Below are 22,723 nucleotides of genomic sequence, written 5' to 3'. Positions count from 1 at the left end.
GTCGTCACCTCCTACTCATTGAGCTTTGAAGCTTTCGCTGTGATGGCCGTCAAAATCATGACAACAACGAAAATACCATACGCGACTGTTGCTCCGTAGCTGTAATCGAAATTTTTGAATGCCGTTTGATAAAGGTACATGACCATTGTTCGGGTCGTATTATTAGGACCATCTCCGAGCATCAGTGGCGCATCAAACAATTGCAGACCGCCAATTACTGAGGTAATGAAGGTGAACAGAAAGACAGGACGCAGCATCGGGAGCGTAATATATAGGGTGCTTTTCCATTTATTCGCCCCATCCATCTTGGCCGCTTCATACACTTCATCAGAAATGGATTGCAGTCCCGCGATAAACACGATCAGATTAAACCCGAAATATTGCCAGCAAATGACACCCGATACAATCGTGCGCGACCACCAAGGACTGCTGAACCAGTTCACTGGCTCGCTAACGATCCCTAAATCCATCAGCACTTTATTGACCGAACCCGTTTGCCAGTCGAACATTAAGCTGAACATGACGCCAAGTGTAATCGGTGTAATGATATGAGGAAAGTAGTAAACAGCCCTGAAAAAATGCTTGCCGCGGATGAATCTCTCATTCAAAATAATTGCAAGAACGAGGGCTATTATCAGCTGTGGAACAATGGACATGACCCAAATAATTAAGGTGTTCCCTATCGTTTGATAGAAGTACGTATCGTGCAAAAGACGTGAATAATTGGCCAAGCCGACATAAACAGGATCCGTAAATCCATCCCATTTGGTAAAGCTTAAATAAAACGTGTATAAAATCGGAATCAAACCAAAAATGCCAAATCCTATAAAAAATGGAGCTACAAATAGATATCCGTAATTCGACTTATTGATTTTTGAAATCATCGGTCTCAACTCTTTTCTAAAGTTTGGTACAAGATTGACGAATCACAAGTGTCGGTTTAAATAAATGAGACGTTCTCTCTACTTCTTCTCCCTCTATTTGGGCAAACAAGCCTTCCGCTGCCTTCATCCCTACATCCTGTAGAGGCTGGCGAACTGTTGTCAATGGCGGGGACACCCAACTCGACAAAGTGATATCGTCAAATCCGACGATCGATATTTGGTTAGGTACTTGAATCCCTTGCTCTTGTAAGGCCCGAAGCGCACCGATCGCCGTTTCATCACTAGAGGCAATGACTGCCGTATAGCCTTCTTCTTTAAGCAGTTCTTTCATAGCCTCATATCCGCCTTGATTTGTCCAATCCGACGCCACGACCCACTCAGGCCGGAATTCCATTTGCAATTCGTGCATCTTCTGCTGCAAGCCTTTCAGTCGGTACTTGATAGGTCCCATATGACTAGGACCCGAAATATAGGCTACTCGACGATGCCCTAATTCATGCAGGTAGGTAACCAGATCAGCAACACCAGATGCGTTGTCGATATCAACTGAGAATAAGCCGTCCATTTCCCCATGATCGCCAATTAATGCAAGCGGATAAGGAACATCCATCATTCGCTCCAGTTCAAGTGGATCGCGTTTCTGGAAGCTAAGAAGGATAATACCGTCAACCTGTCCTTCAAACAGTAGATGGAGGAAGGACGCCTCTTGTTTGGCATTTGACGTTCCACTATAGAATATACAGTTATAGCCTTTCTTATTGGCCACGGCTTCAATTCCTCTAATAATGCCCGAGTAGAATATGTTCGAAATGTTGTCGACCACGATACCGATCGTATTCGTCCGACTCATGACTAATCTTCGTGCATTTTCATTCCGATGGTAATTAAGAGTTATAATCGCCCTCTCAAGGGCCTCTTCTGTTGCTTTCTTTACCTTTTGACCATTTAAATAACGTGATACTGTACTTTTTGATGTGTTCGCTACTCTTGCGACGTCATGAATTGTTGGATTCATCGGCTGCCCCCCTCTATATTCGAATAATAGCACTTGAATTTTCATTTTCGGGAACGTTCCCATTTTCAGGATAAAGGATTGTTTTTTGCTTACTTCGATGGTTGATCTCACTTTTGAGAACGTTCCCATTTTCAGGATAAAGGATTGTTTTTACTTACTTCGATGGTTAGTCTCACTTTTTGAGAACGTTCCCATTTTGTTTTCAAAAAAAAAGGGACTTGCTTATTAAGTCTTCAACGCATGTTTGGGATCGTTCCCACTTTCAATTATGGCAATTCGTATGTTTACATGTTATCGCTTGCACATGAGATTGTCAACTCTTAATTTAACAAGTGAACAACCCTAGCACACAGGCGAGAGAACTGACAAAAAATGGTTCTGCGTCAAAGACAACTACATGCAAAAAGTGCATCAATTTGTGGCATTACTGCCTATTTTCAGATGAGAAGCTGTATTTGCTACATCAAATATCAGCATTTCAGCCCAAAAAGAAGAGAATGCCTTGAATTTGATGCACTTTTTGCAGCATTACTCTCAAAATGGCTGAGATTGGCTAGAAATAGCTGCACTATTTACATCATCAGGGGGAGCGCCCTCTATTGCTTTTAAATTGAAGCCATAAGCACACAAAAAACTCCAATCCGGTCACCGGAAAGGAGTTTTTTGTGGATTATTATTCACGCTTAGGAGCTAATTCAATTGATTGCTTCAAAGCTTCCTTTAAGCTTTGCTCATCGGCAATGCCTTTGCCGGCGATATCAAAAGCCGTATCATGGTCTGCGCTGGTTCTAATAATCGGAAGTCCGACGGTAATATTAACACCGACTTCCAACCCCAGTACTTTGATCGGGTCGTGTCCTTGATCATGATACATGGCAACTACGAAGTCAAAGTCTCCGCGCGTAGCTCGGAAGAATAACGTATCCGCCGGTAGAGGCCCGACTACTTGAATGCCTTCATCCTGTGCTTTCTTGACACTAGGTACAACTTTTTCATCTTCTTCCCCTAGCCGAAGAGACTGTTCTCTCCCGCGAGTGGATTATTACAAAAAAAAGGAAAGCCCACTGCTCATGTAAGCAGTTGAACCTTCCCCTCTTTTTAAGTACCTTGTTTAAGTTATACCCAATCACCGTCCCCTGGGATCGCGACTTGGTCAAGCAGTCCTTCGGCCGTCAGCCGACTGTGCAAATCCACTCTCGTGACGAGACAATGATTTATCGTATCCATGTGTACGGCAACTACCTTTGTATACGGTGCGTACCGGCATAAGCTTACCACATCGTCCGCATCCATCGTAATGGGGTCGCCCGCCGCGAATCTCGCGCCGCCAGCATTAACGACAATCATATTAGGCCGATTAGCATCTAGTGCCTGCTTCACATCGTCACACCAAACCGTGTCCCCCGCGATATACAGCGTCGGCTGGCCGTCCGCTTTGAGAACAAAGCCTGATACATGCCCCATTTTTTTCCCGATATCACCTGTACCGTGCTGCCCGCGTGTTCGAATGATCGTCACGTCTTTGAACGTTAAGATCTCATTAATTGTAGTCACCGAAGTAAAACCAAAGGAAGCGATCGTTGCATCATCGTCAGGCTGGCATAGGATCGGCGTTGTTTTCGACAGCGCTGCTGCAGCCGCATCGTCCCAGTGATCCCGGTGCAAATGGGTCACGAGTACAGCGTCCGGGTGAAATCCATCATGAATTGCAAAAGGCAGCGGAACAAGCGGATTCCGTCTATCGTCTGTTGAATTGGGGATCGGCGGGTTCACCTTTGCGTCAGAGAACATCGGGTCAATTAAGAAATTCACGCCTGCATATTGCAGCCATAGCGTTGCGTGGCGAATCAATTGAAGTTTCATTGTCATATACCTCTTATCTTTTTGTTTATGGTTCTGATACAATTATAGGATAAGCCGGAAAAAGCGAATACGACATGGTGAAACGAAAAATCGGCTTTCATTTTCACATTGAAAGGAATTTCCTAATGTTAAGCAACCATACGATCGATGAAGTAGATCTTCGCATATTGAATTACTTGCTAAAGGACGCTACCCAGTCCCACAAGGCAGTTGGTCAGCTTGTTCACTTGACTGGGCAAGCGGTTGGAGCTCGCGTGCGAAAGCTGCAGGATCTTGGTGTCATTGAGGGGTATACGCTACGCTGGAATCCGGACAAAATAGGGCAAGTCGTGCACGCCTTTGTTACCGTTTTCATGAAATCGAACACCGCCCATCATTTATTTCAAACGTTTGTTCAACAAAATGATAAGGTCGCTGAAACGCATCGCGTAAGTGGCGAAGGGTGCTACTGGATGCGGGTGCGCGTCGGCACGCCAATAGAACTGAATGATTTTCTCGATGAACTCTTGAAGTATGGCAACTACAAAGTAAGCCTATCGATTGGCCAAGTCAAATAAGAAACAAATGAGATATTATTCCGCTAGACAGCTGGAACCCCAAACTAAATTTCCTTATCCAAAAGGTAAAATTCAATTAAAAAAGCAGGGGTCCTAGATGCCATTAAGGCTTTTTTCGGACCACCCACTATTCTTTTAACTCTCATTCGTCTTCATTTAGAATCAATTCCTTCACAGGACAAACAATCACCTGCACACCGCACTGGCGGATTTCATCAAGAATACTCGGTTCTACTAAGTCGCTTGTAACCAAAATATCAACATCTTGAAAGCTGGAAAAAGAGATCAGACCCTGCCGCTCGAATTTACTGTGATCCGCAACAATGACAATCTTTTGTCCTGCTGATATCATGGCCCGCTTTACTTCCGCTTCATAGAGATCAGAGCTTGTGAATCCTTTACGCATAGTTATACCAGAAGCTCCTAAAAAGGAGAAATCGGCATTATATTTTTGCAGCTCTAGTTCCGCTTGGGGACCAACAAGGCTCATCGATTTCTTAATTAGCTTGCCGCCAATGACAAAGACTGAAGCATCTTCATTTTGACTGCTTTCCTCCGCTACATCTGTTCCGTTGGTAACCACCATTAGCTCTGGCACATTTCGTAGGTGACGAGCCACACACCAGGTTGTTGAACCAGCGTCTAATATGACGATTTGATTGCCTTCCACAAGCGAAGCGGCCATTTTGCCGATGGCATCTTTCTCCTCATAAAATTGGAATCTCCGTTGCTCGACTGGAGGAATGATTTGTGAATTATTTTGCAATTCTTCTACCAAAATGGCGCCGCCGTAATTTTTTTGAATGATGCCTTCCTGCTCTAATTGGTTCAGATCGCGACGGATAGTTTCTTCGGAGACATTGAATTCCTTCACCAAATCAGCTACTTTAACACTGCGTTCTTGGAAGAGAATTTCTTTTATTTTGGTTCTGCGATGTATGGCAATCATAATTTTTATCCCCCTTTAATCCTCGAATACCTTTACACTATTAGTTTCCGAATCAGAAAGGGATTTCTGATTGGGGATTTCTCAATGAAGATATGCAAATTCTAATATCTCTTTTCTTAGTACGGTTGTCAAGAGAGTTCCCCGTAAAATCCCCCTGTAAAGAGGCTATTAAGTCCTAACGGTCATCAAATGTGCTGAACCGGGCTGTTCCAAGCAGATATGTTCAGTTTCCTGTCAGCTTCAGGAATGGAGCTCCACTTGACGTTAATTAATTTACTTTCGCTTGGGAATAAGAAGAAATCATTATCCGAATAATAAACATAGCCTTCTGCTGTTACCATACGAGCTTCCTCCAGATGAACAAGCAAAGCAGCCTGTGTGCCAACATTCGTAACTTGAAGCTGCCAGACTCCCCCTTTTTCCGTAAGAGTATTCTCCACTTGTAGGCTGGTTTGGGGTAGTACTAACATCGGCACCAAATTAGCTGTAACGCTAAAAGGATAGCAATTACTGCTAATGACTTCCTTCGCGGCGTTTACTAGATTGATGCGGAAGAAGAATACATCCTCTTGCACCTGCTGGAGAGGCAGTTCAAACGTTCCAAGTCGAGTTGCCGCATTGGGCACCACTTTACCTTGCCACTCGGCTTCGGCATATAGGTGTCCGCTTGCTCCAACTAAACACCATTGCGAGGTTAAATCTCCCAATTCGATCCTATCTGTCTGAACTCCCCATACATCCGCTTTAAAAGTTTCCTGACCTTCCCATGCAATCGTAGCAAAGCTGGCTGAAACTTGTATCGTTTGATAGGCTTTAACCATCGCATAGTAAACCGGCTTAGGGTTCGTAAAGTAATCAAGCGCGGAAGTACAATAAGCATTCGGGAATGGCTCATTAAACTGCCATGGGAGTGTTCCGCTATTTTGCCACATCCGTCGAAGATTAGATTCTACCGCATACCTGAGTCCCTCTGCTTGTAGAAACTGACTTGCGCGTATCAGCGCCTCAGGATGATGAAGCTCATTTCCGAAGGAGGACTGAATCATGGGTTCATTAATCCACCAAGAGCCTCGGTGAAAATAAATAGGATTATCCCGGGTCGCTGGCCACTGGTTGGACTCAGAAATCGTATGGTTCAGCGTCTTTAAATGCGTCATCCCCTCTACGCCGAACTCGCTATGAAGCAGCGAGGTCCCTTTGTTATAGAGCTCATACTGTTGCGACAAACCCTGGAACTCCCAAGGGCCATGCACGTCATGCTGTCCAGTAGGATCCTGCTCGATGTTGTCCAGCGTATTTGAGAAGCATCGACCGGTAGGCGACGTCGGCAGCCAAAGTGCATCTGGATGTAATGCTTCAACCACTTGTCTAAGGGCTCCCAATACGGGCTCCGTATCGTCAAGCGGCCGATCATCGCTATCCTGCAGCTCGTTACCTCCACACCATAGAACGAGAGAAGGATGATTTCTCTTTCTCGGAATGATTTGCTCAGCTTCCCGCACCATCATCGTGATAAAAGCCTCATCTTCACTCGGTTTGTTCGCAATCCCAGAACTGGATTGAATGAATTCCTGCCAAACCATAATGCCGTAACGATTGCACAGCTCATAGAAGGCATCCTTCTCAATCAGCCCGCCACCCCATACTCGCAGCATATTAACTCCTGCATGTTTGGCTAACGTTAACAGTCTTTCTAGCTTAGCCGGCTGCTCTCTACCATACATGACATCCATAGGTACCCAGTTCCAGCCTTTGATGTACATTTTATGCCCATTGACCACTAGCACATAAGGCCTCGCCGTTTGATCAGGTGTTTCATTCCGATGCCAAGCCACTGATCGAATGCCGAACGTTGTTTCTTTAACTGAACTAAGCTGGCTGTCGGCACGCCGCTCTGGCTCATTTATCTTTTCAAACACGTTAATCCGGACTTGATATAAATGGGCTTCGCCCGAACCGTTCGGCTCCCATAGACGAGGATGCTTAATCTCTACAATAGAGCTGAGCTTAGTTTCCCCTTCATTAACAAGGTGATCAGATTCGACAGAACTTACTTGCTCATCACCTGAAAAAATGCAGGTCTCCACACGTACTTCCGCTTGTTTCCCAGAGGAAATCGTCGAATCTATCGTAAGATTAGCTAGCCCAAAATCATTGGAAATCGTTGATCTCACATAAATATCCTCGATACGAATCGGACCCGTAACATCCAAATACACATCGTCCCATATCCCTTGATGAATCATCCGCGGGCAGAAATCCCACCAATACGTCATCCGGCTTTTATGTTCGCGAACGTAGCTTGTTTTGCTAACCTGCGGCTGTTCGTCCGGTGCTTTTTCAATCACAACTGACAATAGGTTAGACCCGCCATAATGAAGGGTATCTGTGATATCAAATACGGCCGCCGTAAACATGCCTTTGTGATGACCAATTTTGACACCATTCAGAAAAAACTGCGCCTCAAAATCAACACCCTTAAAATGAAGCTGGACGCGTTGACCCAACATGGAAGCATCGATGTCGAACGACTTTTTATAAATCCACGTTCGTTCAGGTACCCATTCCGCCAAAAGACTATTACGCTCAAAATAGGGGTCCGAAACCTCGCCATTTTGCCAAAGGTCATAGAGAACGGTTCCAGGAACCGCCCCTTTCCTCCACCAGCGACTATCTTTGGAGTCGGGTTTTTCAGCATTTCGCCATATCCAATCCTCGCCCAAGAAGTCTTTGAAGAGCCAATCGCTTCCGTTCAAACTAATCTGCTTTACTGCCATCTTAGACACCCCTTACCACTCGATTAAATCCGTCTCTGAAACCGAAAGGCTTGGATCGGCAGGAACACGGAAGGTTTTAATTTCACAAGGACCGAATTTCACTGTAATTTCACGATTCAAGTGCGGCAATCGAATGGTCGCTTCGGTCGTTTCTCGCGTTGTCTCATAAGCGCGAATAATCAGATCGCTGCCTTCTTCGGCTTTTTTCACTACACTGACGATGATGTTGTCCTTATCTACCGTCAAAAAGGAATCCTTCTGTGGAAGCTCTCCCTCATGGTAGGATTCGATAATCGTGATCGAACGCTGATTTAACTCCAGTGCATGCTTAACCGTTCCAGCCTGCTCCCAGCTGCCTTGATGCGGCAGCAGTCTATAATTAAATGTCTGAATGCCTTGATCGATGAAGGAATAGTACCCCTGAGGCTCGGGAACTACAGGATCATGATGGGCATAAATCGGGCTGCGTATCACCGTCATGGCCAGCTCTTTATTCATAATGCTGTAGCTGTATTTCGCATCATTCATCAGGGAAACACCATAGGAAGTACCTCCGTGCTCTCCAATGTCACGTAAAATGCCGCCATAATCTACCCAGCTTTGACCTGGCTCTTCTTCCCCATTATGCTCCCGCTCTTTGAAGCCGTATGGGATCTCATACGTCTGTTTCGTAAATACCAAATTAATTGGGAATACCAATTTCAACATTTTAAACTGTTCACGCCAGTCCACTGTCACTTTGACATCGATATAGTCCAATTGTTTATACAAGGTAAAATCCTGCACGATCTTGGAGCTGCCATATTCACTTGTGACTCTGATGACTGATTTAACCGGGCCATGCTCGACGCGCTGAACGCTTGTCGCTATAAATTCGCCAACCTTATTGTTGAAATGAAAAACATTATGACTCCAAGTATCTGACTTATCTTCAATAACGACGGGTCTCGCCGCGGGTCCGCGGAATACGTCAACATTTACTTTTTTATCAAATAAGCTGGAGATGAAGCCTGTCTTCGGATCAAATTCCAGGCGGAATCTATCATTTTCCAACGCATACTCATTCGCTTTAATCGGTTGTGATGCCAATTTGGGTTCCTGTGAAGCTGTTAGCACCTTATACACCCGGTACCCCATGGACGGCAGCTGTGCAATAAAGCTAAGACGGTATCTGCCGCCAGCCGTTGCCTGAGATTGCACCAATTGGAAGGGAACCTGCTTACCGTTCTCATCTACCAGTATCGTCGTATCTTTGATGCCGCCAATCTCCAACTCGATGTTAACGGTGCTTTCCCAAGAATGAGGATTAAATACAACGATTGGCTTCATGCCATCTTCCTGTTCAATGCCGATATGCCAAGAAATGGATTGTATCGCATAGTTCAGGCCTCGCTCTGCAATTGTCATCGCTTCACCGTGCATATTGCGCGCATCCTCATAAGCCGATTCAAGACTAGTTCCGGCAAGGATATCATGGAATTGGTTGAACAACACGTTTTTCCATGCACGATGAAAATCTGTTGGATAGTCTTGCCCTGTCCTTAATTCAGCCCATGATGACCATTTTTCAGCAGCAATGAGTTTATTCTCAGCTTGACGATTCCAATGCTTGATCCCCGAATGGACCGCATAACAACCACTCGCATGGTGCTGAAGATCGTCATGGACGACTGGAATTGGCAGCTGCATGGCTTCCATATCGGCGAAAAATTCATTCGGTGCAGCCATCTCCATCTTCGGAAATTCAGGCAGCCCATTCATCCGCTTGATGCTGTCGATATTTTCTTTCGTTGGGCCTCCCCCATGGTTACCAACCCCGTAGAAAACCATCAAGTTGCCAAAGGGATCCTTCAGCTCTTCCATACATCGGCGAACATGCTTCTCGAGATCCTTGCCCCATGTGCAGTATTCAAATGGAATCCGGTAGGTCAGTACGCGGCTGCCATCATCCGATTCCCAGTGAAATAGACGTCCCGGCAAGCCTTTCTCATTCGGCATAGGACGCATAAAAATATAATAAGGCATACCGCTTTTGAGCAATATTTGCGGCAGCATGCCGTGATGTCCAAAGCTATCGACGTTATAACCCACTTTCGCAGTGACGCCTAATTTCTCCTTGAAATAACGTTGGCCATATAAGCCTTGACGGACAAACGATTCCCCGCTTGGAATGTTGCAATCCGGTTGTATCCACCACCCGCCAACGATTTGCCAGCGGCCTTCACGTACGCGTTCCTTAATTTCTTCAAACATTTTTTTGTCGTTATTTTCAACCCATTCGTAGTTTGCAGCTGAGCTCGAAGTGAAAATAAAATCATCATATTCCTTCATGCGGTCGAGAGCTGACCGGAAGGTTGCTTTCGTTTCTTGAAAGCCTTCCTGCCATTGCCAAAGCCAAACTGGATCCAGATGAGCATTCCCGATCATGTAAAGTTTCTTCTGTTTCATAATTTCCCCTACCTTTATTTGATAAATAGCTAAGTGAATTTAATACTGGAAAGTCTCATACATGGGCTTGAATCATGGTTCAAGGATAAACGACTCCGTCATCCTTCAGGGACGAGCGCGTTTGTCAAGGTAGATGCGAAGCAAAAGTATAATACTTATACTTTCTGCTATCTACTAAAATAAACTCCTAGCTGTTTCCGTGCCTCAACTACTTTCGTTTTGGCATCGTAGACCAACGTCGGAGGCAAATGACCGAAGGTCATCAAGTCAAAATCATAGGTCAACAGTTTATCCAATGAATGGCACCAAGCATCAATATCAGATCCGACTTTAGCAACCGAGTCTTGGCCATAGGTATCGTGTTGTTCAACTTCTTTAGCGGTACATCCTCATGAAAGGGAACTTACGATGCAAAACCCTCGAGAAAAGGGACTTACCATCCAGAAACCTCAAGAAAGGAACATACCATCCAAAACCCTTGAGAAAAGGAAACATTCCGTCAAAACCCTCAAGAAAAGGGATCATGCCACCCAAAACCATCGCGAAAGGGAACGTCGATGCGCTAATTACCTAGAAAGTCGCTATTCGACTAGCGAAACGGAACGTAGATCACTTATTTCCGCTTTGAAAGCCGTCATCCAGCCCAAAATGGCGAATTAACGCATCCATGTTCCCTAAACACTCGAAAAAGCAGTTATTTTACAAAATAACGCATCGTCGTTCCCTTTGCTCATGTCCGAGCCCTCCGTCGTTCCCTTTGCTCTTGTCCGAGCCCATGGACTTCACCTAAATGAGGCGCTCCCACCGTTCTAGTTCGACAATCCCAATGGGGCTAAACTTCACTTTAACAGAACCCAAATCATATAAATCTGGCAATGGAGGTGGCTTAAATTGGAATACTTCGTCAGATAGGCTCACTTGAGCATGCCGGAGGAAGGTATCCATCATCTTATAGCACACTTGAGCTTCGCGGAGGAAGGTATCCATCATCTTATAGCACACTTGAGCTTCCCGGATGAATAAAACACCACATTCTCGATCGAATGATGTTGTAGAAATTGCAACAATTGCTGCATAGATCTCACTTCTCACCCTCATTGTTGCACAAGTACAACAATTGTGCCCTATACAGGCCATTTCGCATGAAATGCGTTCAAATTGTTGTACAAAATGCAACATCTACATGCAAAATAGCCTTTTGGCGTGTAAATTGTTGTAGAAACTACAACACTGGTAATCACGATAGCCCAATCTACCCACGCGAAGCTACTCAATATCGAATTTCGGAGCTATACAAATCACATTCCGCCCAGTCCGACTGGTGGAAGTATTACACCATTTCAATCCGCACAGTAGATAATCCCCAAGGTTGAATAGGAATACGGATCGAACCGTCGGACTCTATCGGCAACTCACTATGTTCATTCTCGAGCAGGTCCGAGAGCCAAGCTGCTGCAATCCGTTTCCCCGGAATGAGCAAGTTCGGCGACTGCACACAGCCTGCAATTTCCTGCAGCCTTACAATAAAACCATTAGCGCGCCTAGCCTTTTTCCAAGCGGTAATAACCGATTGATCGGTATTCAGCTCCGCCAATGTGCCTCCAGACTCTCTTGAATAGGGTTCCGCCACATCACGGAAATCTTGAAAGCTCATCCGCTGCGCATACATGCTTTGTCTCGTTTGCCATCCCCTGCGGTAGGCCTGATCCAAAGGCTGCGTCTTACCGCTGGATAAGGCATAGCGGAAGCGGATCGTTCCACCCTGCGAGCCTTTATAATTGGTATGCCAATAATTATTCAAAACATAAGAGAATACAGTTCCTCCGCTCAGTCTCATCTCCTTAGGCCATTTCCCTTGCACAATATTCCCTACGCAGAACAAAGGAATATCTGGAGAAGCGATGTGAACGGCGGCATGTTCCTTCTGCACAATAATACCGGTTTGCAAAGGAAGCCATTCTTTGCAGCCTCCTGGAAGCTGGTCCTTGTCCCAATCCATCCAACCCAGCTGAGAATCCGAAAGGACTTGCGCATCTGGCAAGCGGCAAGGAAATGCGATATAAACAGCTTCCTTCTCCAGCCTCTCTTCTTTCGAATAGCTGTAGCTCACTTCCACTTGCTTAGCGCGGTCAAGCAGCGTCCATTCCAGCTCTAGTTCACCGTAAGGCACTTTGCCTCGCAGCTTGACGGATTGCCCATACGAAAAAACGTCCGATGTCATTTCGATTAAAGTGAAATCAGTCAACACCTGAGGATTGCCATCCGGCAAGTCGGCTTGGTTACTCATCAGCCGTGTGCCCTCCCCGCCCTCCGCATACAGCAGTTGTCCGAAGCCCCACGGGCTGGTCGCATCTGCAAGCTCCTGATCAAGGGCCTTGTCGATCCAGCTCGATACACACCCGCGATTCAAATCGATTGTTATCCGATAAGCATCATTTTCCATCGTATACACGCAGAGCGTGGATGCCACAACGGTTTCAGGGTCTGCGGACTTATCAATAACGCTGCCAGGTCCCTCAGCCTGCAAAAGAAACCGCTGATAACTGAGCCCCGGAAGATCATCGACCCACAACTCGACAACGGCTTGTGAGGGAAGAACCTTGATGTAACGCATCGGAATCTGTTCCAGCGTCTCCGGATGCAAGATGATTTCCTGAGGAGCGATTTCTACCTGCACCTTCCCACTGAAGGACCAGCTGTGCGGGTTATACACGACAACCTCTCTTCCGTCGTTGTTCCAATTCAAACTGTGTCTTGTCGCCGAAGTATGCAGTAAACGATTAGCCCATTGATAAGCGCTATCGGCCATGTGCTGTTTAACGGCCCATTGATCCTGCTGCAGCAGTGCTTCCGGCTCCGTTGCGCTTAAGAATGCGCCCCAGGTATGCTCGACATATAGCAGCAGCTCCCGCCATGCCTCATCATATTGCTTAAGCGGATAAGACCATCCCTTATTGTGAATAACCGCGAGAGTTTCCAGTTTTTCAGCAGCGGGCAGCATCGCTTGTGCTTTCCTTGTTTGGATAGTGGGCGTAATCGATGATCCAGCACCATCCTCCCAATAAGCGCCACCGTCGCCTTTGACGGTATGCAGCTTTGACGAGTATCCATTTTCCACATATTCGAAAAATTCACTGACATCAGATGCAACTAATTTCGGAAAAGCGTAATCTCGATTCCACTCCTTAACAAAGTCAACCGGCTGTGGATCCAGATCTGTATTGTCCGCTTCCTGCCCGTATAATAAAACAGCGTCAGGCGCGTAATCTTCTCTTTCATATTCTTGCAGCCACATATCAAGACCGCGTTCAGCGGATGTCACCATTGGCGGACTTCCGCATACTTTGCGCAGCTCACAGTACATTTTGGCCAGCCAGCAAAGAACCCGGCCTCCTTGCGGTCCTTCCCAATAAAAGGGGGACAGCTTGTGCAGCCCGCCATTCAATCGAAACGGCCCGCGATCCTGATTATTCGCATGAATCAAATACTTGATCCCGCTGCCTTCCATGATTGCCGGGAGGGAGCTCGTTAAAGAAGCAACATCCACAACAGCGTTAACTTTCGGCCTCATCCCTGTCGGCTGAAGCAAATCATTGACAAATTCATGATTGCGAATTAAATCCTCAAGCCCTGCAAATTGCGTCAACAAGTCGACATAATTGCCTGCTAGGCTAATTTTCCCTGCTTGTAAGGCCTGAATTAACTGTTTGTTTCTTCGGTCATCCCGAGTGGCTAAGTACGTTTCCAGCACCCAGCCGGCATCCAAATGATAGGTAAAAGCTGGTTCTGCGGATTCAGCTTCCTTCTCAATGAGATCCAAAGCGGTGTCCACATTACGGCACAGCCGTTCAGCGACCTCCCATTGACGGTGAGTGTAGCCAATGTCCGTGTGCGCATGAGGTGCAATGTACACTTTCCACTTTCTTCTGCGAGTAAAACTGCCTTCCCATTTTACGGGCTTCTCATCCATTTCGCCTTGTAATAGGTAAGTAACCGGACCTTCCCCATCCAAACATTCAAACGTGAAATGAACGTGGCCCAAAGCGACTGCGGACATCCCGAATCCATACTCTCTCTTACCGTTCGATCCACTAATTTGTAAAGTAAGATCACCGTTTGTTACGCTGGTGGCAAGCTCCAGATATAAATGGCAAACATTCACTAGTTCCTCTGAGGCTGACTGCCTATAAAGCACCGTGGATTGAACCTCTACGTGATTCAACACGGCATCTTTCCGTCTGTTATCTGGAGAAAAAGAAAGCTTTTGATAGAGCAACCCTGCTCCATTCGCCATGCGGTCTAAGCGTTTAATCGCTTCGATCCGATCGATAACCAACGTCTCCCCACCATCATGACAAGTTAGCTCGATGGTGTTCTTCCCTCGTTGCAGCAAATGACCAGGTACGATAACCTCTGCTCGGCCGTCCGCATAAATCGTCGTATGAAGACCGGACTGTAAAGCAATTTCTCCTGATTGAGAAGGGGTCGGACGGACGTATGCAAAGCCGGAAACGCCATTCACCTTTATTTCCAGATAGGATACTCTTGGGGCAATCACTAAATAGTCAATGGCTAGAATATAGTCCTGGACAAGCTGCTCCTCCAAACTAAAATGAATCGTGTAGGGATGCAGCCTATAACCCCCATCAGGGTCTGCTTCACTAGGATGAAACATGGGCCATTTCGTTCCAAGTGTTGAACTGCATTTGGCATCTGCATCCCATACAATATCCCCGAGTCGATTAGGATCTTTATAATTATCAAGAAGATCTTCTGCACCACTTTCAGTCGACCCGATGCTCCAAATCACCTTTTTATCCATATAAGCTCCCATTCCTCAGTCATTTATGGCTTTATCCATTTAAGCAAAATGAACTGCCTGCGCTTTGCTTCCTAAGAAATGAATCATTTTATCGATGACCGTGTTTTCAACAGCGGCTCTCCCCTTTTCCAAAAGAGAAGGTTCCAATGCTTTGCATTCTTCATTCGTCAGTCTCTCTTCGCGTCCTAATGCACCTAAGAAAGAAAGCTCCAAGTCTGTTGCGATGTTCACTTTACTCACACCGCCGCTTGGAAGGCGAATGGCTCCTTCCATCATTTCCGCAGGTACGCCGGAACCGCCATGCAGCACAAGATGTACGGGCGTAAGGGAACGGATTTCTTGCAATCGAGCAACATCGATTTTAGGCTGTCTAACCATATAAACGCCATGGGCTGTCCCGCAGGAAACCGCCAATGCATCTATATTCGTTTCATTAACGAATCGTTTTGCTTCCTGAGGATCGGTGTATAGCTCCTCGTCTTTATCCGTTTCCACGAAATCCGTCGTTCCGATCATGCCAAGCTCCGCTTCAACGGAAACGCCCTTCGCATGAGCATAATCTGCGACCTCTTTGGATTGGCTAATATTGTCATCTAAATTTTTCTCCGAAGCATCAATCATGACCGAGGTGAAGCCGGCGTCAATCGCAAGAGCGATGGTTTCCAATTCCTTGGTATGGTCAAGATGCAGGACTAGGGGCACGGTTATTCCTTCCGACACCACTTTTTCATAAAATTCATCGGCGAATTCCTTTGGTGTAATCCCATATCGGATTAGTTCTTTATGAGATATCTGAACAATGGCCGGAGATTTCATCTTCTCGGCTGCCCTCAAAACGGGCGTAATCATCGGTGTATATCGAGGGGAAAACGAGCCTATAGCGAACCCGTATTTTTCAGCTACCTCTAAGGCTTGTTTGAGTGTAATGACGTTTTTGGGTCTTAATTCAGTATTCATGATAATCTCTCCTTTTTATCTATTTGGTTTATACAGATGGAAAGCTGAATTCGAGCGTAATGATTTCGGCACCTTTTGCGTGAACCGTGAATGCTCCATCGGCATCCATGACGAGGTCTTTCGTATCCACCCTCTGCTCATTCAATTTCACGTAGCGTACCTGATCGGGCTTTATTTTCATTCTTACTTTTGCTGAGGTCGCTTTTTTAGCTGTATTCCAGAAACGTAATATAAGGCTATCTGACTTCTCCGCTTTTTTGCAGGCGCTGAGCATGAGGGTATGATTTCCCTCTATTTCCAGCCAACCATCTTTCTTTGCCAAAACACCTGTATGTTTCCCAGTTATTGATCCATAGCTGGCTGTTAAATACTCATGAACCCTTGTAAACATATTAGATTCTAGCCAATCTCCTTGGTGGACAAAGATCGCATACTCCGCTTCATTGAACCCAAGACTCTGCGCATCGGGTACAGGTGTTTCAGGACCAGCGCCGCCGACCCGAATCAACGTATCTTCCCGAGATAACCAACCTACAGCCCTTAACAAAGTGATTGCTAGTGTCCCCTGCTCATCACCCAGCATGTCAAACTCAGTCAGCCCTTTATTGGCTACTGTCATTCCTTTATCACTACCATTCACACTCACAAAGCCTTGCTGAGGCTGCTGCTGTACATACGTTTCTGGCCATCCATTACCGTGCTCCTTCATAGATGCTTCTCTTTCCACAACATCGAAATGCCCCTCGGCATGTGAGACCTTGAACTTCTCACCAAGTGGAAGCAACACTCGTAATCGATGGTCTTCCGCTTGATTGTTCCACACCGTGCGCACATCCACTCTTGCGGATCCTGCAGCAAGCGTCACATAATTCGTAATTCGATATTCGGTGTAGGCAGCCTCTCTGCTTAATCGGTCCCCGCTAAGTCTCTTCGGCAAGGACCAATCGATATCCACTTGAAGCGTTCCTTTCGCATAACCAACCTCGGCTGCGGAAACGTGTACGCCAACTGGAGTTTCCGTCGTGCGGAGCACTTGATCAACTAATGGGGCTGCATAATTATAGGTATCTCCAGCATCCCCTCCGCTTTCAAGGGCGCCCAAACCTTCATAGATAAGGCCGCTTTGTTTGTCGGTAATGCGCAGCGTGCCGTTTTGCTGATTAACTTCAACGCGTAGTAAAGCATTCTCCAAGATATTGGGTCCGATGTGCAAATCCGTTACGGCTTCACTGCCCTTCAATTTAGCGGATGGCAGCAGTGCGTTGAAAAACACCTGTTTGGGATCGCAAACGGCTTCCCTTTTACGCAAAGAATAGGTCTTATAGCCAAAGCCGGGAAGTTCTACAGCCGGAAAACTTAATTCTGTATAAAAATGTTTATCCGTCATCGGCTTCATGCCGCTGACTTCCTTCACCTGAAACGGAACCTCATTTCCTTCCGAATCCTCCAGCCTATAGGTTCTTGGATGAACCATTAACTTTCGATCCGCCCAGACAGCAGCCGTGTCGTCACGCGTCCAGCTCAGTGAATTATGAACAACAATCGCCAAACCACCATCTTCCAAATCGCTTGTATCAATTTGATTGTTGATGTGTTGGATGCTTTTCTCCGTCAAAATGTCAGCTATTTGCTTGGATTGCGCAAACCTTGGCAGCATCTCACGATGCACTTCGTCAATACTGCATCCGCAAATACTGTCGTGCGGGTGATTCTGGACAAGCAGTTCCCATGCGGTCCACAGCAGGGTTGATTCGTACTTACGGCCGCTTAGCCAGGCAAGCGCTGAGAAAGGTTCTGCATAGCGTTCCAATGCCAGCTGTCCGATGAAATTATGCCGTTTCAAATATAGACGTGCAGACAATACACCGGCCAATACATGGGGCAAATCTGCGCCAAAATGACGAAGCTCTCCTTGTATAACTTCTAATGAAGGATTCTGACTGCGAACGGCTTCAATGAAATCCTTCGTCGTCCCCCAATGCAGCTCCGCGATTTCATTCAAATCTTCGCCCACCTGTTTCACTAATCGGGGCAATCGCGCATCAATAAGCCTGTGATCACCGCCATAGGGCATTAACAAGCAATCCGTCGTTGCCCGTGGTGCCCAACATTCCAAGGATTTACGAACTCTACCGTAGGTTTCGTCATAAGTCTTGAGCGGATTGTCAAAGTGGAGAAAATCCACCATATAATAGCCATCTGGGAACCAGTACGTGAACACTTGCGTGCCATCAGGAGCTTCCCATAGAAACTCTTGTTTAAAGTCGGGTGAAGCTCCGCCGAGTCCTCGCCAGACCATCGCATTATCAATCCCGAAGCCTTGGAGAATCTGCGGCATCTGCGAGATATGACCAAATGTATCCGGGATATAACCGACATCCAAGTTCGTATAGCCAAGCTTCTCAGCCATGCGTGCACCTAGCATTAAATTACGTACATGCGCTTCACCGCTGACGAGAAACTCATCCGGTAAGATGTACCATGGACCGCATTGAATACGGTTTTCATGGATATATCGCAGAAGACGTTCTTGATTTTCCGGCCGGATCTCCAGATAGTCCTTCAAGACAATTGTTTGACCATCGAGCAAAAAGCAACGGAACTCCGGATCGTTATCCATCGTATCAAGCAGTTCGTCGATAAGCTCTACCAAGCGGATGCGGAAATCCTGCATCGTCGCCCACCACTCCCGATCCCAATGGGTATGATGGTAAATAAACAAACGATATTTGCGATCCAAATTGTTATCCTCCTACCCTTTTGTACCAGCACTGATGTTCATACCCTCGATAAAGTATCTTTGGAAAATGAAGAAAATTGCGATGACCGGAATCATTACCATTACTGAACCCGCCATAAGTAAGTGCCACTGGCTAACGCCTGAGCTAACCTTGAAGGCTTGCAAACCAAGCTGCAACGTATACTTAGATTCATCATTCACATATAACAACGGTCCGAGGAAATCGTTCCAAGCTCCTGTAAATGTACCGATTGCCACCGTAGCGAGTGCCGGTTTTGCAAGCGGAAGCATAATCGAACGCCAAATGTACAAGTGGCTTGCGCCGTCAATTTTCGCTGCTTCAACTAAATCATTGGGGATACCCAAATAGAATTGACGTATGAGAAAAATATGGAAGGCACTTCCGAAAAAACCTGGAATGACCAAGGGCAAGTAAGTACCAACCCAATGTAATTTAGAGAATAAAATATACTGAGGAATCAATGTGACAAATCCCGGAATAATCATCGTTCCAAGAATAATGGAAAACAGCAGCCCTTTTCCGGGAAAGCGAATCTTCGCAAATCCATAAGCAATGAAAGAGTTTGAGATCACATGTGCAAGCACCGCAGTTATAGCGATTAACAACGAATTGGCCGAATATCTCGCAAAATTACCCGCTTCCCATGCCTCTTTATAGTTGGAGAAAACGATTTTTTTAGGAAACCAAGTCGGCGGATAGGTCACCACTTCTGTCAACGATTTCAAGGATGTTTGAATCATCCACCAGAACGGCATGAGAAAAGACAAACTGCCGACAATGAGAATCAAGGTTACGACCCATTTGGAGATACTTTGCTTGGTCTTGCGGCTTTGATAGTATGATTTCTTATTTACAGCTGCAGCGACGGTCATCGCGAATCTCCTCCTTCATAGTGAACCCAGTATTTCGACATCACCATATTAATGATGGTAACGATAATTGCGATGATGAATAGGAACCAAGCCATTGCCATGGCGTATCCCATATCGAATATTTTGAAAGCTTTCAGGAACATATGAAGATTGAAAAATAAGAGGGAGTTCGCTGGAGATCCCGGAGCACCAGGGTCATCGGCCATGACATAGCCCTCCTGGAAAATTTGGAAGCCACCAATTAAGCTTGTGACGACATCAAAGAAAATAACAGGCGTAATCATCGGTACAGTGATGTGCCAAAGCTTGCGAATGCTGGATGCGCCATCAATCTCCGCTGCTTCATACAAATGATCGGATACTCCTTGCAGCGCTGCTAGAAAAAGCAGCATCCCTCCGCCGACTGCCCACATTTTCATCATGACAATCGCATTTTTCGTCCAAGCCGGATCCGTCAGCCATGCAGGTCCTTCAATGCCAATCCAGCCGAGCACCGTATTAATGAGACCTGAATCTGGGTTAAGAAGCATCATCCAAAGCATATAAACAGCTACACCGGACAAGACGGTTGGCAGGTAATAAATCGTCCGAAACCATCGCATGCCGGGAATTTTCACATTCAATAAAACGGCAAGAATCACAGAGCCCATCGTGGTTAACGGAACGGCAAGTGCAACATAGTAAAGAGTATTTCGGAGTGATTTCCAGAACAAAGGATCTTCCGTAAACATGCGTTTATAGTTGTCGAAACCAATAAAGTCCATGCGTGAAGTGATGTCATAGTTCGTAAAGCTAGCGTATAAAGAGAACAAAAGAGGACCGGCTGTAAAAATCAGAAAACCAATAAACCACGGAGCAACGAAACCATAGCCTTCTAGCGCTTCTTTCTTGTCCAAAGACCACTTTCTTCTCTTTTTCAGATGGATAACCTTATTCACTTGGGGATTCACATGTGTTCCTCCTTAACATTTCTTTCGAAGACTGGCCATTAAAAGCTTCCGCTTATGGGAAAAGGGTGGAGCAGTAATACACTACGACTCCACCCTTATGATCTAAAGCTTACTTTGTATTTTGCTTAACTAAGTCCTCAACCGCTTTCTGAGCTTTATCCAAGGCATCTTTCGGGCTTTGCTTCCCTAGAATCGCCTCATCAATTTGCGGATTCATCAAGTTAGCAAAATCAGGTGCTGTTACTGGTACTGGCGCAAGCACAGTATTTTTCAAGTTTTCAACAGTAAACTTGTAAATTGGATCCTTGATCAAATCTGGATCATTGGATGCTTTAATATTGGATACGTTATCGAAGTTGAATTGCGCCCAATATTTCTGTGCATCAACATCCGTCATATATTTCAAGAACTCCCAGCTTTCATCTGGATGCTTAGCACCAAACGGAATTTCAATGGTAAAGCCTCCACCGACGCTCCAGTTTCCGCTTCCTGCTTTGTATTCAGGTATTGCAGCAATACCAAAGTCTTCTTTCTTAGCGGCAAAGTCACGGATTTGAGTCCAGAATGTACCCGCATCAATTTTCATAGCTAATTTCCCAGCAATTAACGGATCGTTCGTTTTACTGCCAAAACTAGCTTTGAATGCGTCAACTTCCTTTTTGCCTAGACGAGCATCCCAGCTGTTATACCATTCGAGTGCAGCAATCCGGTTAGGTGAATTGATGTAAATACCTTTGTCGTCCAGCCAAGGTCTTCCGCCATCCGCGTTGTTCAAGAACACATCTTGCCCTCCTGCTAAGCGAGGATGAAAGCCTAAGCGCTCAATTTTACCGTTGTTGATTTTATCGATTTTCTTGGAATACTCTTCCAACTCAGCCCATGTTTTTGGCGGTTTCTCTGGATCGAGTCCTGCTTCTTTAAAAATGGCTTTGTTATAGAACAATACGCGAGTGTCTGTTACAAATGGTAAAGCATAAACTTCGTTTTTATATTGCATCGCATTGTATAAGTTCGGGAAGAAACGATCTTTGATGTTATCCTTCGCTAAGTAAGGCGTAAGATTCGTTACTTGCTTCTTGCTGGCACGTTGAGCAACTTGGCTAATATCGTGAATGATGACATCGGGCGGATTGCCTGCAGCAATAGCTGCCAGTTCCTTCGTCCAACCATCTCCATAAGGCAAGAACGTATGTTTCACGGTAATGCGGTCCTGAGAAGCATTAAAATCACTAATAATTTTCTCAATAATCGGACGGCGTGTTGTAGAACCCCAATGGGTCCAAAAATCCAGTGTAACTTTCCCCTTTGGCTTCTCTACTGCCGCACTTGCAGCTGGGCTTGCACCAGTTCCAGCAGTTGCACTTGGACTTGCTGTTTTATCCGTGCTGCATGCAGTCAACACTAATCCGGTGCTGAGCGCTGTGCTGAGTAGAACCAACATGGATTTATTTGCTCTCTTCATACGGTTTCATTCCCCCTAGTTAAATGGTTAGACAACCAATGCCACATTGCATATCGACAATTCCACAATTTAAAGCGCTTGCAATGTGGCTTTTTGAAGCCTATACATTTATAATACCAACAAAAGCTGCAATGTCAACCATTTTTTAAGCGCTTTCAAGAGTGTTTGTGTATATAGTTAATCTAAACCCTCGAGAACCCACATTAATGCCCACTTACTCCTATGATTGCTATTTTTTGTTTATCAAGTTCACTCGCAGAGCAAAGTTTGATCCGCGGGATGTCTTCGGCACCAAATAAGAGTCTCTGGAGACTCCCTCTGGGGCCAACGTTTTTCTCTCATATACTCGCTCATTCGTAAGATTTCAACCTCTTGATCAAAAGATGACATATTCAGTTAGACAGG

General features: G+C 45.7%; 14 protein-coding genes and 1 pseudogene. 1 reads left to right on the top strand and 14 read right to left on the bottom strand.

The annotated features are described in order from the left end of the window. Positions 1-11 precede the first annotated feature (11 nt). The 4 genes and pseudogenes from ASG93_RS10215 to ASG93_RS10200 form a co-directional block, all read right to left on the bottom strand. Positions 12-884: a carbohydrate ABC transporter permease gene (locus ASG93_RS10215; RefSeq protein WP_056831511.1), complete on the bottom strand. Its 873-nt coding sequence runs from the start codon at positions 882-884 to the stop codon at positions 12-14. Between the two features lie 16 nt (positions 885-900). After that, positions 901-1,899: a LacI family DNA-binding transcriptional regulator gene (locus ASG93_RS10210; RefSeq protein ID WP_056831508.1), complete on the bottom strand. Its 999-nt coding sequence runs from the start codon at positions 1,897-1,899 to the stop codon at positions 901-903. Positions 1,900-2,572: 673 nt separating this feature from the next. Further along, positions 2,573-2,940: pseudogene (locus ASG93_RS10205) on the bottom strand (4-hydroxythreonine-4-phosphate dehydrogenase PdxA); the annotation flags it as partial. Positions 2,941-3,015: 75 nt separating this feature from the next. Continuing rightward, positions 3,016-3,762, bottom strand: coding sequence for an MBL fold metallo-hydrolase (locus ASG93_RS10200; RefSeq protein WP_056831506.1), 747 nt, complete (start codon positions 3,760-3,762; stop codon positions 3,016-3,018). 125 nt (positions 3,763-3,887) lie between these two features. Here ASG93_RS10200 and ASG93_RS10195 point away from each other — a divergent pair, with 125 nt between their 5' ends. Further along, the gene (locus tag ASG93_RS10195; RefSeq protein ID WP_056831504.1) at positions 3,888-4,319 is read left to right on the top strand and encodes an Lrp/AsnC family transcriptional regulator; all 432 of its coding nucleotides are present in this window, start codon (positions 3,888-3,890) and stop codon (positions 4,317-4,319) included. Between the two features lie 142 nt (positions 4,320-4,461). On the opposite strand, the gene ASG93_RS10190 is transcribed toward ASG93_RS10195, so the two are convergent. The 10 genes from ASG93_RS10190 to ASG93_RS10140 all read right to left on the bottom strand — a co-directional run bounded on the left by ASG93_RS10190 (position 4,462) and on the right by ASG93_RS10140 (position 22,318). Further along, positions 4,462-5,268 carry a DeoR/GlpR family DNA-binding transcription regulator gene (locus ASG93_RS10190; RefSeq protein WP_056831502.1) on the bottom strand — a complete coding sequence of 269 codons (807 nt, stop codon included), beginning with the start codon at positions 5,266-5,268 and terminating at the stop codon, positions 4,462-4,464. Positions 5,269-5,453: 185 nt separating this feature from the next. Then, positions 5,454-8,045, bottom strand: coding sequence for a glycoside hydrolase family 2 protein (locus tag ASG93_RS10185; RefSeq protein WP_056831501.1), 2,592 nt, complete (start codon positions 8,043-8,045; stop codon positions 5,454-5,456). Between the two features lie 12 nt (positions 8,046-8,057). Beyond that, complete coding sequence (locus ASG93_RS10180) at positions 8,058-10,493, bottom strand: alpha-mannosidase (RefSeq protein WP_056831498.1); 2,436 nt, start codon at positions 10,491-10,493, stop codon at positions 8,058-8,060. Between the two features lie 786 nt (positions 10,494-11,279). Then, a complete protein-coding gene (locus ASG93_RS10170) occupies positions 11,280-11,585 on the bottom strand; it encodes a hypothetical protein (protein ID WP_056831494.1) in 306 nt (101 codons plus the stop codon). Between the two features lie 238 nt (positions 11,586-11,823). Further along, complete coding sequence (locus ASG93_RS10165) at positions 11,824-15,315, bottom strand: glycosyl hydrolase-related protein (RefSeq protein WP_056831491.1); 3,492 nt, start codon at positions 15,313-15,315, stop codon at positions 11,824-11,826. A gap of 39 nt (positions 15,316-15,354) precedes the next feature. Next, a complete protein-coding gene (locus ASG93_RS10160) occupies positions 15,355-16,272 on the bottom strand; it encodes a class II fructose-bisphosphate aldolase (protein ID WP_056831490.1) in 918 nt (305 codons plus the stop codon). Between the two features lie 28 nt (positions 16,273-16,300). Continuing rightward, on the bottom strand, positions 16,301-19,012 hold the full coding sequence (locus ASG93_RS10155; protein WP_056831488.1) for an alpha-mannosidase: 2,712 nt from the start codon (positions 19,010-19,012) through the stop codon (positions 16,301-16,303). A gap of 12 nt (positions 19,013-19,024) precedes the next feature. Beyond that, positions 19,025-19,906, bottom strand: coding sequence for a carbohydrate ABC transporter permease (locus ASG93_RS10150; RefSeq protein WP_056831486.1), 882 nt, complete (start codon positions 19,904-19,906; stop codon positions 19,025-19,027). Further along, on the bottom strand, positions 19,903-20,856 hold the full coding sequence (locus tag ASG93_RS10145) for a carbohydrate ABC transporter permease (RefSeq protein ID WP_235550808.1): 954 nt from the start codon (positions 20,854-20,856) through the stop codon (positions 19,903-19,905). The genes ASG93_RS10150 and ASG93_RS10145 overlap by 4 nt, the downstream gene beginning before the upstream one ends. 109 nt (positions 20,857-20,965) lie before the next feature. Further along, positions 20,966-22,318: an ABC transporter substrate-binding protein gene (locus ASG93_RS10140; protein ID WP_056831484.1), complete on the bottom strand. Its 1,353-nt coding sequence runs from the start codon at positions 22,316-22,318 to the stop codon at positions 20,966-20,968. Between the last annotated feature and the right edge of the window lie 405 nt (positions 22,319-22,723).

Source organism: Paenibacillus sp. Soil787, from assembly GCF_001429545.1.
GTDB lineage: Bacteria > Bacillota > Bacilli > Paenibacillales > NBRC-103111 > Paenibacillus_E.
The sequence above is the reverse complement of the archived record's forward strand: the minus strand, read 5'-3'. Positions and strand labels throughout refer to the sequence as shown.

Coding starts and splice junctions, on each gene's coding strand:
- ASG93_RS10215 (WP_056831511.1), bottom strand. CDS start 884: ATGATTTCAAAAATCAATAAGTCGAATTACGGATATCTATTTGTAGCT.
- ASG93_RS10210 (WP_056831508.1), bottom strand. CDS start 1,899: ATGAATCCAACAATTCATGACGTCGCAAGAGTAGCGAACACATCAAAA.
- ASG93_RS10200 (WP_056831506.1), bottom strand. CDS start 3,762: ATGAAACTTCAATTGATTCGCCACGCAACGCTATGGCTGCAATATGCA.
- ASG93_RS10195 (WP_056831504.1), top strand. CDS start 3,888: ATGTTAAGCAACCATACGATCGATGAAGTAGATCTTCGCATATTGAAT.
- ASG93_RS10190 (WP_056831502.1), bottom strand. CDS start 5,268: ATGATTGCCATACATCGCAGAACCAAAATAAAAGAAATTCTCTTCCAA.
- ASG93_RS10185 (WP_056831501.1), bottom strand. CDS start 8,045: ATGGCAGTAAAGCAGATTAGTTTGAACGGAAGCGATTGGCTCTTCAAA.
- ASG93_RS10180 (WP_056831498.1), bottom strand. CDS start 10,493: ATGAAACAGAAGAAACTTTACATGATCGGGAATGCTCATCTGGATCCA.
- ASG93_RS10165 (WP_056831491.1), bottom strand. CDS start 15,315: ATGGATAAAAAGGTGATTTGGAGCATCGGGTCGACTGAAAGTGGTGCA.
- ASG93_RS10160 (WP_056831490.1), bottom strand. CDS start 16,272: ATGAATACTGAATTAAGACCCAAAAACGTCATTACACTCAAACAAGCC.
- ASG93_RS10150 (WP_056831486.1), bottom strand. CDS start 19,906: ATGACCGTCGCTGCAGCTGTAAATAAGAAATCATACTATCAAAGCCGC.
- ASG93_RS10140 (WP_056831484.1), bottom strand. CDS start 22,318: ATGAAGAGAGCAAATAAATCCATGTTGGTTCTACTCAGCACAGCGCTC.